The organism is Kaistella sp. (assembly GCF_041824135.1).
Classification (GTDB): Bacteria; Bacteroidota; Bacteroidia; order Flavobacteriales; family Weeksellaceae; genus Kaistella.
On sequence record NZ_JBGZYM010000016.1, the window covers coordinates 43,209 to 62,388 of the forward strand.

18 protein-coding genes are annotated in these 19,180 nt (G+C 35.2%); 9 read left to right on the plus strand and 9 right to left on the minus strand.

Going from position 1 to position 19,180, the window contains the following annotated elements:
* Positions 1-294: 294 nt before the first annotated feature.
* Positions 295-1,365 carry a DUF2891 domain-containing protein gene (locus ACEYOS_RS01750; RefSeq protein WP_373708618.1) on the plus strand — a complete coding sequence of 357 codons (1,071 nt, stop codon included), beginning with the start codon at positions 295-297 and terminating at the stop codon, positions 1,363-1,365.
* Positions 1,366-1,537: 172 nt separating this feature from the next.
* Here ACEYOS_RS01750 and ACEYOS_RS01755 read toward each other — a convergent pair whose 3' ends face one another.
* On the minus strand, positions 1,538-2,683 hold the full coding sequence (locus ACEYOS_RS01755; protein WP_373708617.1) for a DUF4349 domain-containing protein: 1,146 nt from the start codon (positions 2,681-2,683) through the stop codon (positions 1,538-1,540).
* A gap of 130 nt (positions 2,684-2,813) precedes the next feature.
* On the minus strand, positions 2,814-4,409 hold the full coding sequence (locus ACEYOS_RS01760; RefSeq protein ID WP_373708616.1) for a peptide chain release factor 3: 1,596 nt from the start codon (positions 4,407-4,409) through the stop codon (positions 2,814-2,816).
* A gap of 186 nt (positions 4,410-4,595) precedes the next feature.
* On the opposite strand from ACEYOS_RS01760, the gene ACEYOS_RS01765 reads away from it, so the two are divergent.
* The 3 genes from ACEYOS_RS01765 (at position 4,596) to pheS (ending at position 7,786) form a co-directional block, all read left to right on the plus strand.
* Complete coding sequence (locus ACEYOS_RS01765; RefSeq protein ID WP_373708615.1) at positions 4,596-5,429, plus strand: lysostaphin resistance A-like protein; 834 nt, start codon at positions 4,596-4,598, stop codon at positions 5,427-5,429.
* A gap of 76 nt (positions 5,430-5,505) precedes the next feature.
* Entirely contained in the window at positions 5,506-6,081 is a 576-nt protein-coding gene (gene rdgB / locus ACEYOS_RS01770) for an RdgB/HAM1 family non-canonical purine NTP pyrophosphatase (RefSeq protein WP_373708614.1), read from the plus strand.
* A gap of 694 nt (positions 6,082-6,775) precedes the next feature.
* Entirely contained in the window at positions 6,776-7,786 is a 1,011-nt protein-coding gene (gene pheS, locus ACEYOS_RS01775) for a phenylalanine--tRNA ligase subunit alpha (RefSeq protein WP_373708613.1), read from the plus strand.
* A gap of 106 nt (positions 7,787-7,892) precedes the next feature.
* Here the strand turns inward: pheS and ACEYOS_RS01780 are convergent, their stop codons facing one another.
* Positions 7,893-10,319: a DUF5916 domain-containing protein gene (locus ACEYOS_RS01780; RefSeq protein ID WP_373708612.1), complete on the minus strand. Its 2,427-nt coding sequence runs from the start codon at positions 10,317-10,319 to the stop codon at positions 7,893-7,895.
* Positions 10,320-10,443: 124 nt separating this feature from the next.
* Positions 10,444-11,211: a DUF3108 domain-containing protein gene (locus ACEYOS_RS01785; protein WP_373708611.1), complete on the minus strand. Its 768-nt coding sequence runs from the start codon at positions 11,209-11,211 to the stop codon at positions 10,444-10,446.
* Positions 11,212-11,354: 143 nt separating this feature from the next.
* On the opposite strand from ACEYOS_RS01785, the gene ACEYOS_RS01790 reads away from it, so the two are divergent.
* From ACEYOS_RS01790 to xth, 3 genes are all read left to right on the plus strand, one after another.
* Complete coding sequence (locus ACEYOS_RS01790; RefSeq protein ID WP_373708610.1) at positions 11,355-12,407, plus strand: NAD(P)/FAD-dependent oxidoreductase; 1,053 nt, start codon at positions 11,355-11,357, stop codon at positions 12,405-12,407.
* A gap of 41 nt (positions 12,408-12,448) precedes the next feature.
* Positions 12,449-12,781 carry a 2Fe-2S iron-sulfur cluster-binding protein gene (locus tag ACEYOS_RS01795; protein WP_373708609.1) on the plus strand — a complete coding sequence of 111 codons (333 nt, stop codon included), beginning with the start codon at positions 12,449-12,451 and terminating at the stop codon, positions 12,779-12,781.
* 238 nt (positions 12,782-13,019) lie between these two features.
* Positions 13,020-13,796, plus strand: coding sequence for an exodeoxyribonuclease III (gene xth, locus ACEYOS_RS01800; protein ID WP_373708608.1), 777 nt, complete (start codon positions 13,020-13,022; stop codon positions 13,794-13,796).
* A 72-nt stretch (positions 13,797-13,868) separates the two neighbouring features.
* Here xth and ACEYOS_RS01805 read toward each other — a convergent pair whose 3' ends face one another.
* From ACEYOS_RS01805 to ACEYOS_RS01825, 5 genes are all read right to left on the minus strand, one after another.
* Positions 13,869-14,588 carry a DNA-formamidopyrimidine glycosylase family protein gene (locus tag ACEYOS_RS01805; protein ID WP_373708607.1) on the minus strand — a complete coding sequence of 240 codons (720 nt, stop codon included), beginning with the start codon at positions 14,586-14,588 and terminating at the stop codon, positions 13,869-13,871.
* Positions 14,589-14,590: 2 nt separating this feature from the next.
* Entirely contained in the window at positions 14,591-15,700 is a 1,110-nt protein-coding gene (locus tag ACEYOS_RS01810) for a DNA topoisomerase IB (RefSeq protein WP_373708606.1), read from the minus strand.
* Between the two features lie 9 nt (positions 15,701-15,709).
* Complete coding sequence (locus ACEYOS_RS01815; RefSeq protein ID WP_373708605.1) at positions 15,710-15,874, minus strand: phosphatidate cytidylyltransferase; 165 nt, start codon at positions 15,872-15,874, stop codon at positions 15,710-15,712.
* A gap of 32 nt (positions 15,875-15,906) precedes the next feature.
* On the minus strand, positions 15,907-16,344 hold the full coding sequence (locus tag ACEYOS_RS01820; RefSeq protein WP_373708604.1) for a DUF6526 family protein: 438 nt from the start codon (positions 16,342-16,344) through the stop codon (positions 15,907-15,909).
* 205 nt (positions 16,345-16,549) lie between these two features.
* Entirely contained in the window at positions 16,550-18,100 is a 1,551-nt protein-coding gene (locus ACEYOS_RS01825) for a M20/M25/M40 family metallo-hydrolase (RefSeq protein WP_373708603.1), read from the minus strand.
* A gap of 130 nt (positions 18,101-18,230) precedes the next feature.
* On the opposite strand from ACEYOS_RS01825, the gene ACEYOS_RS01830 reads away from it, so the two are divergent.
* Both ACEYOS_RS01830 and ACEYOS_RS01835 read left to right on the plus strand, forming a co-directional pair.
* Positions 18,231-18,575, plus strand: a complete 345-nt coding sequence (locus ACEYOS_RS01830) for a phage holin family protein (RefSeq protein ID WP_373708602.1) — start codon at positions 18,231-18,233, stop codon at positions 18,573-18,575.
* Positions 18,576-18,677: 102 nt separating this feature from the next.
* Positions 18,678-19,166 (plus strand): PH domain-containing protein, encoded by a 489-nt coding sequence (locus ACEYOS_RS01835; RefSeq protein ID WP_373797484.1) that lies wholly within the window; start codon positions 18,678-18,680, stop codon positions 19,164-19,166.
* Positions 19,167-19,180: the final 14 nt, after the last annotated feature.

Here is a 19,180-nt window from a genome sequence, read left to right on the forward strand (position 1 = left end):
CAAACAATGATTTTGCTCCACGATTCAAATAAAGAAATAATAAGTAGTGAGTCAAGTCGGGCTGCAGATCGTCTGATAAACGAATGAATTTTTTAATTTTAAAAATTCTGATCTTCAATAATCTTATAATCACAAAACTTGTCAGGGTTTTAAAGGACTGACAAGTTTAATTAAACCGAGTTTTTTTGCGACCCTCGCTGAGAGGAACGCCTTTGCGACCGTAATTTTGATCAGCTATTTTTCTTAATCTTTACGCCTTTGCGTTAAATGTATTCCTACTAATTTAATTTAAAAATGAAAAAATTGATACCAGTTGCAGTTCTATTAACCTGCACTTTCAACGCTCAAACTCTACCAAAATTCACCGATGATATCGCCATGAAGTTGGCGGAGAAACCTTTAAAATGTATCAATCAGGAATATCCAAATAAAACGGCGCATATCATAAATAATGATAAAGAAGTTTTATTATCACCGTCTGATCTGCATCCAAGTTTTTACGGCTGTTTCGACTGGCATTCTTCCGTTCACGGACATTGGATGTTGGTTCGCTTATTAAAGTCAAAACCAAATATTGTCAACAGAAAAGAAATCCTCGAAATTTTAGACGCTTCTTTTCAGCCTGAAAAAATAAAAGAAGAATCAGCCTATTTTACAAAATATGCCGTTTCCATGAACTTTGAAAGAACGTATGGTTGGGCGTGGGTGCTTAAATTAGATGAAGAACTCATGGCTTGGGATGATCCGCAAGCTAAAATCTGGCATCAGAATTTAAAACCTTTGACCGATGAGATTTTGAGACTTTGGAAAATTTATCTACCCAAACAAACCTATCCAAACCGAACGGGAACTCATTCTAATTCTGCTTTTGCCATGGGTTTTGCGATTGATTGGGCCAGAGCTAAAAACGATAAGGTTTTCGAAAATGAACTGATCGAAAAATCAAAATATTTTTATTTAAAAGATCAAAAAACGCCTGCTTATTTGGAACCGGACGGAAGTGATTTCTTTTCGCCAAGTCTTGAGATCGCAGATTTAATGCGGAGAATTCTTCCACAGAAAGAGTTTGTAAAATGGTTCAATCATTTTTATGAAAAACGCAGTATTGCCAATATTTCAGAAATTCCAATTATTAGTGATATCAATGATTTTCAAACCGTTCATTTGGTCGGACTTTCCTTTACGAGAGCCTGGACGATGAAAGGAATTTCTAAATCATTGCCAAATAATCATCCGCTGAAAAAACAGTTTGCGACAACTTCAGACAAATTTTTAACCAACGCCTTACCGTTGCTTTTCCAGGGAAATTATGGTGGCGATCACTGGTTAGCGAGTTTCGCGGTTTATGCTTTAAGTGAGGAATAATTTAAAACACTAATTGCGCAAATATTTTCACTAATTACACCAATAAAGGACGAAGAAATAGTTTTAATTTCTTCGTCCTTTTTTTGGTCAACTGCAATTTATTAATAGTGTCTTTTGTGGAATAATTCGTGACATTTGTGTTAAAGAAACACAGATATTTTCTGTAACTAAATTATTCTTTCGGCAAATATTTTGAGTAATCCGGTTCATCAGAATCTCTACTGTTTTCATTTTCTGCAATTGCCGATGGAGTAGTTACTTCTGTTTTTTGAACAGGAATATTGGTTTGATTTTCTAAAGATTTTACTTCCTTCTTTTTATTATGTCGTCTCACAAAATAGAAGACTAAACCTGCAATTATAAAGATTGGCCAGAAGGGTAGAATCGCAATCATCATATCGCCGAGAACTTTAAAACCACTCATAAATGCTGATGAGGATTTTGAACCAAATGAATCAGAATCCGTACTGTTTTCATCGGTAACGATTTGAATTGCTGTATTTACTTCTTTCTGAACTAAAGTAATTTCTATGTCACACATTTGACTTGAAACATAATCTTTTCCTTCACTTTCGGTAGATTTCGATTTCACTTCACCCAATCCATTTGATAGGTCAGCAACCAAATTATCATAATTATAAAGCGGAACTTTCGCGGTTATATATTCCCGTTCAAATCCTTCTTGCTGACTGAAATTCTCCGAAACCAGATCTGCATTACTTTCCCGAATTTTTTGTTTTAAAATCGATTTCGCTTGCGAAATATCATCCACTTGAATTTCTAAAATGGCCGTTTTTACCAGAGGATACTTCTCAATAGTTGGCGGAATAACAACCGTATTATTTTGATTGGCTGGGGGATTTTGATTTTCTGCATTTGGTGGCAGAGTCGCTTTTTGAGTTTGCGTTCTTTTAAGAATTTTATCTGCGGTTTTGCTTAAAACAGAAATTACATTTTCACCATTTTGAAGTGCCTTGTTGGCCGAATCTAAAGTTTTCGCAACATCAGTTCCAACCTTTACATTTTTGGTGATTTCTGCAATATCTTTATTAATTGAATCAATTTTCCAACTGCCGGATTTTAAAGTACTGTCGATTCTTTTAGTTTGTTTTTCAATTTGGGGAATAAGAACTTTTCTTGCAATTCCATCTGAATCATTGACTCTTTTTGAAATCGAGTCCAAAGTTTTCAAACCGTCATTGGCTTTTGTAAAAAGACTGTCGGCTCTTTTGATAGAATTCGTTGCCTCGGAAAACTCCTGCTTGCTACAAGAAATTAAAAGACCGAAAAGAAGGAATGTGGCAAATATTTTTTTCATTTTGATTTTTCATTTTTAATCGGGACAAGGTAATCAAATAGCATTCCTTTAAATAAAGAAAAAGACTCCTAAAATAATTAAGAGTCTCTCTATCTGTATTTTGCAAATTAATTTACAAAGACTTTACAATTTAATCTTGCTTAAATTCACTAATGAAATGCAGTTTCACGTTCGGGAATTTCTCCTGAGTCATGTGAATCGTAAATGAAGAATCAGCTAAAAACACTGGACGACCATATTTATCTTTACACATAAATCGCTGTTTCAATCTTGCGAATTCCTTGAATTCTTCAGATTTCTCATCAGCTTCAATCCAACATGCTTTGTGAATGGAAAGTGGTTCGTAGGTACATTTTGCACCGTATTCATGTTCCAAACGGTACTGAATAACTTCGTACTGAAGCGCTCCAACTGTTCCGATAATTTTTCTGTTATTCATATCGAGCGTAAACAACTGCGCCACACCTTCGTCCATCAACTGGTCGATTCCTTTGGCTAACTGTTTCGCTTTTAATGGATCATCATTATTAATATATCTAAAGTGTTCCGGTGAGAAATTCGGAATTCCTTTGAAACTCATTTTTTCGCCACCTGTCAAAGTATCACCAATTCTGAAATTTCCCGTGTCGTGAAGTCCAACAATATCTCCCGGGAAACTTTCGTCAACGACTTCTTTTTTATCAGCGAAGAACGCGTTGGGCGAAGAGAACTTCATTTTTTTATTTTCTCTTACCAAAAGGTAATTTTCATTTCTTTTAAAAGTTCCGGAAACGATTTTCACAAAAGCCAAACGGTCACGGTGTTTCGGATCCATATTGGCGTGAATTTTAAAGATAAATCCAGTAAAATCTTTTTCTTCTGGTTTTACCAATCGGGTATCACTTTCTTTCGGTTGTGGATTTGGTGCGATCTCGATAAAAGCATCCAACAGTTCACGAACTCCAAAATTATTTAAGGCTGAACCAAAGAAAACCGGCTGTAAATCACCGTTCATATAATCCTCACGATTGAATTTCGGATAAACTTCCTGAATCAATTCTAATTCTTCTCTTAAAGTTGCTGCGGCTTTTTCGCCAATTGCATCATCGATTTTAGGGTCGTTAATGTCATCAAACTTAACTGCGCTTCCAACTCTCTGTTTTTTCTCTTCTAAAAATAGTTGAATATTGTGTTCCCAAATATTATAAATCCCCTGGAAATCACTTCCCATACCAATTGGCAAAGAAAGTGGAACAACGGTTAAACCTAATTTTTGCTCTACTTCGTCCAACAGATCGAAAGCGTCTTTTCCTTCGCGGTCCAATTTATTTATGAAAACGATCATCGGAATATTTCGCATTCTACAAACCTGAACTAATTTTTCAGTTTGTTCCTCAACTCCTTTTGCAACGTCTACAACAACGATAACAGAATCAACTGCGGTTAAAGTTCGGTAAGTATCTTCTGCAAAATCCTTGTGACCGGGCGTATCTAAGATATTGATTTTATGACCTTTATATTCAAATGCCAAAACGGAAGTTGCCACAGAAATTCCTCTCTGTCTTTCAATTTCCATGAAATCGGAAGTTGCTCCTTTTTTAATTTTATTTGATTTTACGGCACCTGCTTCCTGAATAGCACCTCCAAAGAGTAAAAGCTTTTCTGTAAGTGTTGTTTTTCCGGCATCAGGATGGGCAATAATTCCGAAGGTTTTTCTTTTCCCTATTTCTTTAAGTAGATCTGACATAATTATTTTTGAGACTGCAAAAATCGCTTTTTTTTATCGAAAATGAAAATGTGCTGATTCCTCTTTTTTTTAAAGAAGCATTTTCTCTGTTGCAAAAAAAGAGGTTCAATTTTATAATCATTAAAAAGCCAAGATGTTTTTTTAATTTCTGATTTATAGAATTATATTTGCCCAAATAAATAATTCATGGAAGAAAGATTACTTAATAAAAAATATGTTTTCGATGGCAAAGGAGTGCTTGCGTTAGTCGGTGGATTTCTTGCCGGAAGTTTTTTAGTTGCGATTTTGAACGTGATCTTGATTTTTGTTTTCAATATCAATATTCAATACGAGGATTATTATTTATTAGTAGCAAATGCTGCTGGTTTTTTAGCGGCAATTTTCGCCTTCGATTATTTTGTCTGTCGACCATCAATTGGAAAGAAACTTAATTTCAATATGTCACCAACTAATTTGATGACCTATTTCTTGATATTTCCAATGATGTTTGGAATGATGTTGATTGCTGAATTTACCACCTCGCTAATTCCTACCACAGGACCATTCTTTGGAGAATATTACCAATATTTTACCGATTTAATGGAAAAAATGACTAGTAATACCGCTACTTTATTTTTTCTCGCCGTAATTATGGCACCTGTTTTCGAAGAAATAGTTTTCCGCGGAATTATTATGAAAGGCCTGATTAATAAAGGTTTGAAACCCAAAACTGCTATTATCATTGCTTCGGTAATTTTCGGTTTAGTTCATGGCAATCCTTGGCAATTTGTGGGAGCAGTTCTATTGGGAAGCGTTTTAGGCTTGGTTTATTATAAAACAAAATCACTGCTTTTGCCAATTCTTTTACACGCTTTCAATAACTTATGTTCTGTTATTTTAATTTCCTATAATAAGACCGAAAGTTTTGCTGAAACCTTTAATGTTTCTGAATGGCTCCTTTTAGCAGTTGGAATTGTGCTCTTTACAACATTCTATCTACTTTTTACTAAAAAATATCGTGTTCATTATAACGAAAACTAATTCACTTTGTCAAAGTTAAAATCTTTGACAAAGTTTTTTTTAACACTTTTTTAATATCACTCATTACCCATTATCAATGAAAAAGGAAATTCTGATTGCAACGCATAACGCTCACAAAAAAGAAGAAATTCAACAAATATTAGGAGAAAACTTTACCGTGACTTCTCTGACAGATTATAATATTCACGACGAAATAGTAGAGGACGGAACTACCTTTCATGCAAATGCTCTGATCAAAGCCCAATACTGCTTTGATACCACTGGAAAACCAAGTCTAGGAGACGATTCCGGTTTGGTAGTAGAAGCACTTGATGGCCGTCCTGGAATTTATTCTGCACGTTATGCAGGAAACCACGACTTTGCAAAAAACATGGATAAAGTTCTGGAAGAATTAGAAGAGGTAGAAAACCGTAAAGCTTATTTCGTAACCGTCATGTGTTTGGTCGATGAAACTGGAACTAATTATTTTGAAGGCAGAGTTTACGGTAATTTAACAAAAGAAGTTCGGGGCGAAAAAGGATTTGGTTACGACCCGATTTTTATTCCAGATAATTATGAAATTACTTTTGCCGAAATGAAGGCAGAAGATAAAAATAAAATCAGCCACCGTAAAAAAGCGATCGAGAAGTTTTTAGAATTCATGGAGAAGTAGATTCTTAAACCACAAAGGCACAAATATTTTATACAGTTTTAATTGAAAATAAACACAAAAACTTTGTCGTCAAAAAAAATTGGAACTGATTGCTTATTTTTAAACATTAAGAAATGAAGAAAAATTAAGATTTCCTATGGAAATTGCAATATTCCAAACCTTGATGAACTTTTAAGAACAAAGCTTTGTGACTTTGTAGTTAAAAAGAACTTTCACCGTTAAGTTCTGGTTAAGCAATTAAGTAAATTAAGATTTCCTATGGAAATTGTAATAGTGCAAACCTTGATGAACTTTTAAGAACAAAGCTTTTTGACTTTGTGGTTAAAAAGAACTTTCACCATTAAGTTCTGTTTAAGCAATTAAGTATATTAAGATTTCCTTCGGAAATTGTAAGATTGCAAACCTTGATGAACTTTTAAGAACAAAGCTTTGTGACTTTGTGGTTAAAAAGAACTTTCAGCATTAAGTTCTGGTTAAGCAATTAAGTAAATTAAGATCTCCTTTGGAAATTAGCGCATGCGAAAACTAATGTGATCTTGAAATTTCCTTAAAAACTAATGTGCCTTATGTTTTACAAAAGTTTAGCAATTAAAATATCTTGTAGTTCTTACTCTTAGAAATAAATTTAGTTAGAATCTGCTACTGCTTTTTAAACGAAAAATCGTATTTTTGCAATCACTTATATTAAAATGAAATGTTAGAAAAGATTGAGGACTTATTGGTTGAAGTAGGAAATTTCAGTTCAACGAATAAAGATGAAATTGAGCAGTTCCGCATCAAATTCAGTGGTAAGAAAGGAATTATCAATGATATTTTGGCGCAGTTCAAAGCAGTTCCCAACGAACAGAAAAAAGAATTCGGACAAAAGATCAATACGCTGAAACAAGCGGTAGAAGCGAAATTGGAAGGTTTAAAGATGGCCACAACTTCTAGCATTCTTTTTGAAAAAGATGATTTAACCAAACCTGGGTTTCCTTCAGAATTAGGAACGCGTCATCCAATCAATTTGGTGAAAAACAGAATTATCGAGATCTTCAGATCAATTGGTTTTGCTGTGGCAGACGGACCGGAAATTGAAGACGACTGGCATAATTTCACGGCCTTAAATCTTCCGGAATACCATCCGGCGAGAGATATGCAGGATACTTTTTTCATCGAAACCAATCCGGATTTATTATTGAGAACCCATACTTCTTCGGTTCAGATCCGATATATGGAAGAAAATGAACCTCCGATGAGAATTTTATCTCCGGGTAGGGTTTTCAGAAATGAAGCGATTTCTTCGCGTTCACATTGTATTTTCCACCAGATCGAAGGTTTGTATATTGATCAAAATGTAAGTTTCGCCGATCTAAAACAAACGATTCAGTTCTTTACAACAGAACTTTTCGGAAAATCAAAAATCAGATTAAGACCTTCTTATTTTCCATTTACAGAACCAAGTGCAGAAGTAGATGTTTATTGGGGTTTAAATTCTGAAACCGATTACAGAATTACCAAAGGAACAGGTTGGTTAGAAATTATGGGTTGTGGAATGGTAGATCCTGCCGTTTTAGCCAACGTAAATATCGACGCAGATAAATATTCCGGTTATGCTTTCGGAATGGGAATCGAGAGGATCGCAATGTTGATGTACCAAATGAGCGACATCAGAATGTTCTTTGAAAATGATAAGAGAATGTTGGAGCAATTTAAAAGCCTTTAATTAAATAGAAAAATCGCGTTGATTCTTTTCGAATCGGATTTAAATAAAATAGAAAACTTCCAGAATCATCTGGAAGTTTTTTCGTTGTTAAAGGATCATGAAAAATTTATTCTTTCTTTTTAAACCAATGTTTTGCCTGATTATAATCCAGATAATAGGTCAATTTTAAGGAAATATTATTGACCATTGGTTCATTAAATAAAGTGTTAAAATTATCTTTAAACTTCATTCTAGAAAGTCCTAAATAATCTTCTACGGCATTTCTGTACATCAACGTCAGTTGACTTCCGGGCGCAAACCACCACGAATAGCGCAAATCAACATTCCAGGAGTTATAAGTTCCATTTAAATTTTCATTGAACTGGCTCGTAGGATTCAATGTTCCATCTTGATTCAAAGTAAAGAAACTTTTATAAGTAACATCTGAATAATAGTGGCGGAAGGCTAATGAGAGCGACATTTTATCATTAAAAGTATATTGCGACGTCAAGCTGTTTTCATACGTATTTCGCTGGCGCTTTCCCATAAAGATTTCAGCGTATTCTTTGCCTGCAAAACCAGTTTCATTGTTGCTGAAAGCTGGATTAAATTTCCAGACAGTATTGAATTTGTCAGAGAAACGATATCTTAAATAAAACGAAAGATTGACGAGATTTCGTCCGGTTTCATCATAAGCGTAATAATCAAAATTCACATTATACTGAAACTTTTTTCGACTGTCACTTTCGGTCCAGATCCAGGTATTGAAGTACGATGGTGTCTTTAAAAACCGTCCATCGGTTCGTGGTTCATAAATGTCATTTTCACCAAACGGCGTGATTTCAAAGCCACCGCCGAAACTTCTAAAATTCTTATTGGTAAACTGATTGTTATGATTAATCACCAAATTAGTAAATAAATAGGGCTCTAAGCGATGGTAATAATTAACATGGAAATTGAGATAAATATTATTAAATTTCTTTGTAGGTTCTAAAATTCGGTAGCCGTAATAAGAATTGTAGTTAGCAAAATTGGTCGAAGTAGAAAAACCTAGATCATTAATATCCCAGTTTTTAGTCACGTAATTCCCATCTAATTTAAATTGATTTTTCCCAGAATTTTTAGCGAAACCAACTTGACCGCGAGATCCGAATTTCGTTCCGTCATCCATCACCCAACTTCCTTTGATTGCACCAAAATAGTTGTAGACATTCTTCTTGTCATTGATGTTCCAAAGAAAAGCTGTTGAATTCGCATCGCGAAAATTACCATCCCGAACAACATTGGTGTTGACCAGACTGACCGAAGAATTTTCATTAAACCGCTGATCCAGAACCAAAACATTATAATTCGTCCACGGCTCTACAACTTCCTTTCTGGTTTCACCGGTTTTTTCGTTTTGAATTTGGGCTTCCATTTTTTCGGTAATTCCGTTAAAAAATCCGATTCCTAAACCTTTATTGGTTCGCCCTGAAATTTTAAAAGCATTAAATAATTTTACTTTTGAAGGATATTCGGTTACTTTTTCGTCAACAGAAGTCTCTGGATATCTGGACGGATTTCCGCCAATTCTTCTGGAGTAAAATAGATTTCCTTTATTAAAGAGTTCCGTTCCTTCCGTAAAAAAAGAACGCTGCTCTTCAAACTGCTGTTCGAAAGGTGTTAAATTTAAAATGGAATTATCAAAACTGGTTTGTCCAAAATCCGGAATTAAAGTCATGTCAAACGTAAAAGCATCATTAATTCCATATTTAATATCCATTCCGCCATTAAAATTGGTAGTTGTTTTACCATCAAAACTATTTAAGTAAGTCGAAAAATATGGAGTTAGCGATAATCGTAACGGAGGTTGAATATTCTGAATTCCTTCCAGAGTTCCATCATAAAATAAGTAGCTCGCTTTTTTATTATCAACGAAATTCCAGGTTAAATTCTGATTGGTTTTCTGAATAACGCGAATGAAATTAATTCCCCATTTCTGAATCTCTTTCTTTGGAAATCGCAATTCGGAGTATGGGATTTTTATTTCGACTGTCCAGCCATTTTCATTGATCTTAACTGCTGAAAACCAAACCGCATTCCAGGAAAAATCATCGTTTGCGTTGGTGATAATTTTTGCGTCGGCCTGCACGCCAGAAGCTTGAACGAAGAATAAGACCGCTTGTTGATGATCATCATATCCATTAATGGTAATTCCGAAAACATCATCATTTCCAATATCATCGCGTTCTACCAGTTCTTTCTGAATGTTTTCTGGGTTTGGATCAATCATCGTCGCACCGAAATAAACTCCAGTATCATCGTAAAGAACTTTAACTGTGGTTTTAAAATCCTTAGGTTCCGGTTTTCCATTACCAGGATTTCTTTCAATGAAATTTTCGGCAACTGACGCATCTTTCCAAACCTCTTCATCGAGGATTCCATCTATTTTTGGAGCGTTATTTATTTTAGAAATGGTGATCTTTTTTCTGGCAATGCTGTCGTTTTTTACGGTTTGGGAAAAAAGGGGTAGAACAAAAAATAAAAGTAGAAGAGTGGCGAAAAAGGTTTTCATGTAAAGAGTTTAGAAATAAGACAACGAAAACCCGAATTGTGTTACATCACTTTCGAAAATAAAATAAAAAAAAATAAACGAACCGAAGTCCGTTTATTTCAATATTAGCGGTTGAGCTAAAAATTTATTTTGAAAAGTTGAGCGGAAATTTCACACTCGCATAGGAATCAATATCTGCTTTTAAAGAACCGACTGCCAATTCTGCTTTAATCGCAATTGGAATATGGTTTTTATCATTGCTGACCCAAAGCGTAACGCCTTCTTTATCTTTAAAAACGCGTCCGCTTATGACCTGAGGAACAATCACTAAACTGTTGATCCAACCAAATTTAGTTTTCACATTTTGAGTCCCAATCACTTTTAATTGAAAAGGAAACATCTCATCATCGATCCAAATATTTACTTTTTTAACGCTGCCAACTTTCAACTCGCTGTCATCCATAGCTCTTAAATGATAAAAAGCAGATAACATATCTTGGATTCCAGCAACAGACTTTAAGGATTGCGTCGTCTTTTTTTCTTTATCAGTTAGCAAAAGCGTTTGATTACCGTGGTTAAAAACGGTTTCAAAATGTTGAGTATACGTTCCTTCTTTTACATTTCGAACATAAAAACTGGGTAAACCTGTGTTGTAATTAATGAAGCTCTCATAAGTATCTTCTACTTTAAAAAAAGCTCTGACAGCACCAGTTGTTTTTCCAACACCTTTCACATAGAAATGAGGTTGGCCTCTGTAGGTCGTTTTTAAAGTGGTTAAACTTGCCGTTCCTGCATTCAATAGTCCGTAATGAATTCGGTAACGCAAAGTCTCGCCTGATTGTATATTTTGAAGTTTTTGGGCATTTCCAAAAGTGATCAATAAGAGGATTAATAATGATAAAGTCTTTTTCATGCCTTTGCTTTTGCAAATAATTTGCCACAAAGATAAAACTTTCGTTTTATTGGATTTCATTATGACAAAAATCATAAACAGGCTCCGCATAGTACTTTTAAATTTTGTAAATTTGTGGGAATTATTTCCAAAAATTTAGATTAATGGTTACTACAGATATATTGATTATTGGAGCCGGCCCGACCGGACTTTTTACTGTTTTTGAAGCAGGTTTACTCAAGTTAAAATGTCATCTTATTGATGCACTTCCACAGCCGGGTGGTCAGTTAACCGAGTTATATCCGAAGAAACCTATTTTCGATATTCCAGGATTTCCTTCCATCAACGCTGGAGATCTAGTTGATAATTTGATGGAGCAAACCAAACAATTTCAACCAGGATTTACGTTGGGAGAAACCGCTCAAACTTTAACAAAACTAGAAGACGGAACTTTTGAAGTAATTACCAATAAAGGAACGGTTCATCATTCGAAAGCAGTTGCAATTGCTGGTGGTTTGGGAACTTTCGAACCTAGAAAACCTGCTTTGGAAAACTTGTCCGATTACGAAGAAAATGGCGTAGAATATTTCATCAAAGAACCCGAGCATTTTAGAAATAAAAAAGTCGTGATCGCCGGAGGTGGTGATTCTGCTTTGGACTGGAGTATTTTCTTAGCAGATATTGCAAGTGAAGTTACTTTAATTCACAGAAGAAATGAATTCCGTGGAGCTTTGGATTCGGTTGAAAAAGTTCAGGCTTTAAAAAATCAGGGCAAAATTCACATGATGACTCCTGCAGAAGTTAGAGGTCTTAAAGGCGACGGAAAACTAACTGCAATCACAGTTGAAAAAGAAGGCGAAACTTTTGATATTGAAACCGATTACTTTATTCCGCTTTTTGGTTTAACACCGAAATTAGGAGACTTAGGAAACTGGGGCTTGGAAATTGAAAAAAATGCAATTAAGGTCAATAATTCTTTAGACTATCAAACCAATATTCCAGGAGTTTATGCGATTGGTGATATCAATACGTATCCAGGAAAATTAAAATTGATTTTATGTGGCTTCCATGAAGCAACTTTGATGTGTCAAAGTGTTTATAATATGCTGAATCCAGGTAAAAAATTCGTATTGAAATATACGACGGTAAGTGGAATTGATGGTTTCGACGGAAGCCGTAAGGAAGCTGAGAAAGCAGTCGTGATGAAGATCGATTAATAAGATTCAAGTAAAAAGTAAGAAGAACCAAGTATAATACTATGCAAGATATTACCTTAAAAATTACTGACCGAAACGGAGATTTACATGAAGTGGTAGCACCAACTGATATGTCGATGAATTTGATGGAAGTCATTCGTTCCTACGAATTGGCGGAAGAAGGAACCATCGGAGTTTGCGGCGGTATGGCGATGTGTGCTTCCTGTCAGGTTTACGTTGTGGAAGGTTCTGATAAACTGACTGAAATGGGCGCTGAAGAAGATGCAATGTTAAGTGAGGCATTTCATGTTCAGGATAAAAGCCGTTTAGGTTGCCAGATCCATATTACCGCAGAAATCGACGGTTTAGAAGTTGCAATCGCGCCTTATCCATAAAATAAATCGGTTCTAATAAAATATTAAAAGGAAAGAAAATTTAGTTTTTCTTTCCTTTTTTTGTGAAGGATAACTTATTAAATTATCTGAACTTTTTTATAGCACTTTAAGTGATAAGATTGTACCGGAAAATGTTTTATTTCGACATCTGTTAGTACTGGAAATCCCTTAATTTTAATATTGTTTTGTCTCGCGACAAGTCAAGAATTTTTTTATAATTTTGAGGAAAGTATAGATTATGAAAATTGCTACTTATAATGTCAATGGAGTGAACGGAAGACTGCCAGTTCTTTTAAAATGGCTCACGGAAGAGCAACCAGATGTAGTCTGCTTACAGGAATTGAAAGCTCCACAGGAAAAATTTCCTGAAGCAGAAATTTTAGAAGCGGGTTATAATGCGATCTGGGTCGGACAAAAAAGTTGGAATGGAGTGGCAATTTTAACAAAATCGAAAAAAGCAACCGTTGTTAGAACTGCTTTACCTGGTGATGAAGACGATCAACAAAGCCGTTATTTAGAAGTGAAAGTTGATGATTTAACAATCGTCTGTATTTATGTTCCTAATGGAAATCCTACACCAGGAGAAAAATTTGATTATAAATTAAAGTGGTTGGAAAGACTCGATGCTCAAGCAGAACTTTTGATCAGTTCCGGTAAACCGGTCATCATCGCGGGAGATTTTAATATTATTCCAACAGAGAACGATGTTTATAAACCGGAGAAATATTTGAAAGATGCTCTCTTTCTGCCTGAAGTTCGGACTGCTTTTGATAATTTGATTGCTCAAGGCTGGACCGATGGATTACGACACCTTTATCCGACAGAAACCATTTACACTTTTTACGATTATTTTAGAAAAGGGTTTGAAAGAAATGCTGGAATGCGGATCGATCATTTTTTACTTTCTCCTGAATTCTTGCCGCAACTGAAAAATGGTGGAGTAGATAAGAATGTTCGTGGCTGGGAAAAATCGAGTGATCATGTACCGACTTGGATCGAACTGGAAAATATATAAAAGCTGATTTTTAAATTTGAATAAAAAAAATCTCTTCGCATAAAGAGATTCAATATTTTTCATAACTGATGATCAGTACAATTTCTGAACTTTTTCGACAACATAAGTTTTACGTTTAATTTTCGGCGCAACGTATTCTAAAACTTCTTTGCCTTCCCATTCTTTTTTCTTGTAAACAGAACTTGAAGATTTCCATATCTTTTGTTCAATAAGTTCTACAGAAGCAGTTGAGAATTCTTTAATAACTTGAAGAAGTTCCTTGATTTTTTTCGAAGGAATTTTTTCCACCTCACTTTCAGGATGAATCTTGCTCAAGAACAGAACCTCATTTCGAATAATATTTCCCAACCCTGGAAAAACATCTTGATTTAAAAGAACATCGCCGATTTTCTTTTTAGCATATTTTTCCAATAAAAGTTGCTGTGTTTTTTCTATTGTATACTTTTTTGAGAACACATTTAATTCCTGATCAAAATCGTGCTCTTTTTCCAGCTTCTTAATTTTAACAACATAAAAGTTAATAAATTCATCGCCAAAGAAAAGCGAGAAACTTGCATTTACTTTCTTTGTTTCATTAATTAAAAAACTTCCGAATAATCCAAAATGAACGGTGATCAAAAAATCTTTAAAATCGAGTAGAAGGAGTTTTCCATAAGTTTCAATCGACATTAATTTCTTCCCAGAAATTTCTTCAGCGAAAGGATTATTATAACCGTCACTCTCAGTGACCTTCTTACCTTCAAATTTTTCAAGTCTATTTTTAAAAACAACGATCGTTGGTCCTTCAGGCATGGTTACAATTTTTCTGTTTGTAATATTTTCATTACCATCTCTTCTTCTTTGGTCAAGCCGGTTTTGCCATCATCAATTTCAATTTCGTCCAGCTCTCTCAAATATTTTTTAATAGAATCATTTTCGTACATGTTGATAATAAGCGGATGAATGTAGTACTTTCGGCAAACCGTACTGGTATTTCCTAATTCACAAGCCACCAATTCAATTGCGCGCTTGATCTTCGATTTCTGATTTTCTTCAATTTCCTGCGCTTCAATTTCTTTAAAAGCAATGAGTGCATTCACTGTTCCGGACCATGTTCTAAAATCTTTAGCCGTAAAATCTTCACCGCTGATTTCTTTAATGTAATCATTGACCATTCCGCTTTCTATGGCGTGTCTTTTTCCATCTTCATCGTAATATTGGAATAATTCTTTGCCCGGAATTTCTTTGCATTTTTTCACCGCTTTTGCGATCTTTTTACTTTTTAGTTCGATATCGTGATAAATGCCTTTTTTTCCTTTAAAGTTAAATCTGATTTTCTCTCCTTTAAATTCAACATGTCGGTCTTTCAAGGTTGTTAAACCAAATGATCCGTACAACTTTTCGTAAATGTTATTTCCAATTCGAATATTGGTTCGCTCCATTAAACTTACCACCAACGCCAAAACCTTCCTTTGATCTAATTTACGATGAGAAAGATCCCGTTCTAAATTCAACCGAATTTGAGGTAAAACTTCACCAAACTGTAACATTCGGTAAAACTTGGTATGATTACGCAGAGCGTTCCACACGGGATGATAACGATATTGCTTGCGTTTTTTCACATCGACGCCGGTCGCTTGTAAATGTCCGTTTTGCAAGTTGCAAATCCAGACATTTTCCCAGGCCGGCGGAATCGCCAGTTGATTAATACGCTGAATTTCTTCTTTGTCTTTAATCTTTTCTTTGCCTAAAAAGTAATTGAATTTTTTGCCGCGTTTTTTCCTCGCGATTCCTTGAATCTCGCTGTCATTCGTGTAAATTAAATTGACCGCCTTTGCAGATTTCTCTGGATTCTTCATGATTTTCACCATTTTCGAAGGACTTATTTTAGTGATAAGTTCGAGTGAAGGAGCTACCGTTTTCATTGTACTAAATTATTTTTTTCCTCTACTGAATAAGAAGATGATAAGTGCAATTACGGCTCCGATTAGGAAAAATGCCCACCACATTCCGGCTTTAAAAATAGTTCCAATGGCGTCGCATCCTGTTAAAGTCATTAGTGCAAAAATAGCTAGGGTAAGAAATGTAAACTTTTTCATAATGTTATTTTTTTTAATGTTTATAATTTTATTTAAATTCTGTTGTTATCAGCTTTCCAGGTAGTGATTGACTTTTTAATTTCGTCTGCTGAAATATTTTGCTGAACTGCCTTGTCTAATAAAATTTTAAATTCGTCATCATAGGCGAAACGTAAGGCAGCGATTTGGCCAAATGAAAGTTGATTTTCAACTTCATCAGATCTTTTTCCAAACAATTCGAAGTATCTTAATTTAAATTCTAATCTCACAATTCGGTTTTGATTTCCCAAAGCATAATGTTGTCTTAACATTAGCGCGAGATAAAGAAGTAGAAAAATAACGACCGAAAATAAGATCCAAATGAGTTGATTGGGTTCATCCTTAAAAATTTTCCAAATGCCTAAAACTTGTAAAATAAAGAGAAGTGGAAGATAAATGAAATGATGTGGAGGATAGAATTTTGCGTGGTTGCTATAGTTTTGATTTTTCATAAATATTTCCCATCAAAAAGGTAACCAATCTTAAATTGTACTATTAACGGAAACTGTTGTACAGTGTTTTAGTGAATAAAAACTGCTGTAAGTTCTTTATTACAAGCGTTCAATAGAAAAAGTCGATAAAATCCTTCACGTTAAACGTTTTAGAAATTACCGACTTTTATTAAATGGAGTCGTTACAATAAATTTAAAATAGAACTTAGTCTAAACCACCTTTTCTGGTTGGCTCTTTAACTTCTGGCCATTTTGCTGGTTCTCCAGTTCTTGGATTAACCGGCATTTTAATTCTTTCAGAAGATGATTTTTCAGGATCTTCACTTGCCATATACGTCATGATTGCGATGGTAGCAACATTACTTTTAACATCGTCAAAAACGATTTTATCATACGTATCTCTGTTGGTATGCCACGTGTAATTTCCGTAGCTCCAGCTTAATGAACCTAACATAAATGCTGGTGCACCGGCTGCGATAAAGGAGGCGTGATCAGATCCGCCACCACCTGGGAAACCAGGAAATGTTGTTTTAATATCTTTTGTTAATTCGTTAGGAACGGCGCTTAACCATCTTCCTATATAATCATAAGAGTGAACGAATCCTTGTCCAGTGATATTCGCGATTCTTCCGGTTCCATTATCCTGATTGAAAACAGCCTGAACATTTGGCATTTGATCTTGGTGTGCCCAAACGTATCCACGAGATCCGTTCAAACCCTGCTCTTCACTTCCCCAAAGTCCAACAACGATCGTTCTTTTTGGGTTAGGATAGTTCTTTTTAAGAATTCTGGCAACTTCCATCATGGTAATGGTTCCAGTACCGTTATCAGTTGCACCAGTTCCGCCATCCCAAGAATCAAGATGCGCAGAAAGAATCACGTATTCTTCAGGTTTTTCAGAACCTTTAATCACTGCAACCGTATTGAAAGTTGGGACTGTTCCTTTACCTTTTGATTGTGCATTAATTTTTAATTTAGGAGTTTTTCCGTGTTGAATCATTCGGTATAATTGACCATAATCTTCCAGAGAAATATCTACCACAGGAATCGTTTTTGTTCCCGCGGAGAAAATTTTATTCACGCCAAATCCTCTGGACCAGTAAGAAGAAACAATACCAGCAGCACCAGCTTTTTCTAATTTCTCGTTTAAAGTTTTGGAAGTTTCTCCAGTCGCAGCGATTGATTTTCTCCAGGCTTCAGAAGCGGCAGCAGATTCTGTTTTCATTTTCTCAAAAGATTCTGGCGTTGCATATTCTTTCCAGTTATATTCAGGTCTTCCGCTTGCCTGATATTGAGAAACCATTACTAATTTACCTTTTACTTTTGGTAGCCAAGCGTTAAACTCTTGTTTATTGGTAAACACTGGGAGCATTACGACATCAGCCGTAAGACCTTTTGCAGAAGTCGCAGGACTCCAGGCCAACTGCATTCCTTCGATTGATTTTGCATAAGGAGCAACCATTTCGATAGATGAAGGTCCTCTTTCCCAGGCTTTCCACTCGCCCCATTGCTCATTTTGTGCTTCGATCCCCCAATTTTGGAAACGCTTTACCGCCCAATCGTGCGCTTGCTGCATTTTTGGAGTTCCGACCAATCGTGGTCCGATTTCGTCCATCAATTCGTAGGCAAGTGTTTCTAATTGAGAGTTTTGATAGGTTTCATCCATGATGGATTTCACCATCTGATCTTTGGTCTGAGCATTTAAACTCACGGCAAAAACCGTAGAAACCATCAATAATTTAGCATAGTTCTTCATTGAATATAATTTTTGCGATGAAGATAATAAAATTTATTCTAAAGAACTGTCTGTTCATCGGGCAAAAGAAAATAAGACAGAAGTTCTTGCTTAGTCACTTTAATTTTTTAATTTTATAAAAAAATAGATTATGAATTTAATTATCCGATTACTGGTGACTGCGATTGTCGCTTTTTTCTTAACCAAAATTTTGAGCGGAGTCCACATTGATGGATTTGGATCAGCTGTTATTTTTGCTTTGGTTTTAGGAGTTTTGAACCTGATTGTTACGCCGATTTTAAAGATTCTGGGATTGCCTTTGACGATTCTTACTTTAGGGTTTTTCTCTTTGGTGATTAATGCTTTGGTGATTCTACTTGCTGCGAAGTTTGTTGACGGAATGGCTGTTGACGGATTTTGGTGGGCCTTTATTTTCAGTATTGCTTTATCGTTGGTAACATCGCTGATCAATGGAATTATCGCTCCATCCGAATAATAATTATCAAATACAGTAGAGCGGTTTATTTCTTTAAATCGCTTTTTTATTTAAATTAACTCAATATTTAGAGTAGAGTATCGATCGCTCAAATTAATCAACATGAAAGAATTCTCCACCGCAAAAATGGATGAGACAACCAAGATGATCACCATTATCGTTTTGTTATTTCTGATTTTATTTCCCATATCTTCCTTTTTCTTTGAACCGCCAAAGCCGGCAATTTCTATTGTCAGTTTTGTTTTGATGTATGGCGTTATCTTCATCTCTTATGGATTCATCCCGAAAAGAATCGCGGTTTCGACGGACCAGATCTTAATTAAAAACTTGTTCGGTTCCGTGGTGATTAATATTAAGGAAATTGAAACATTTGGGACGCTTGACAAAATAGGTTTGAACTTAAGAACTGCTGGAGTCGGTGGACTGTTCGGATATTTTGGTTATTTTAACGGCAAAGATGTCTGGTATGTAACCAACACCAAGAAAAAAGTCAAGATGATTTTAAACTCTGGAAAAGTCTATATGATCAGTCCGGAAAATCCTGATGATTTCGTCAAAGAAGTCCAGAAAAGAAAGAATGAACTGGGGTAATACTTAAGTCTTCG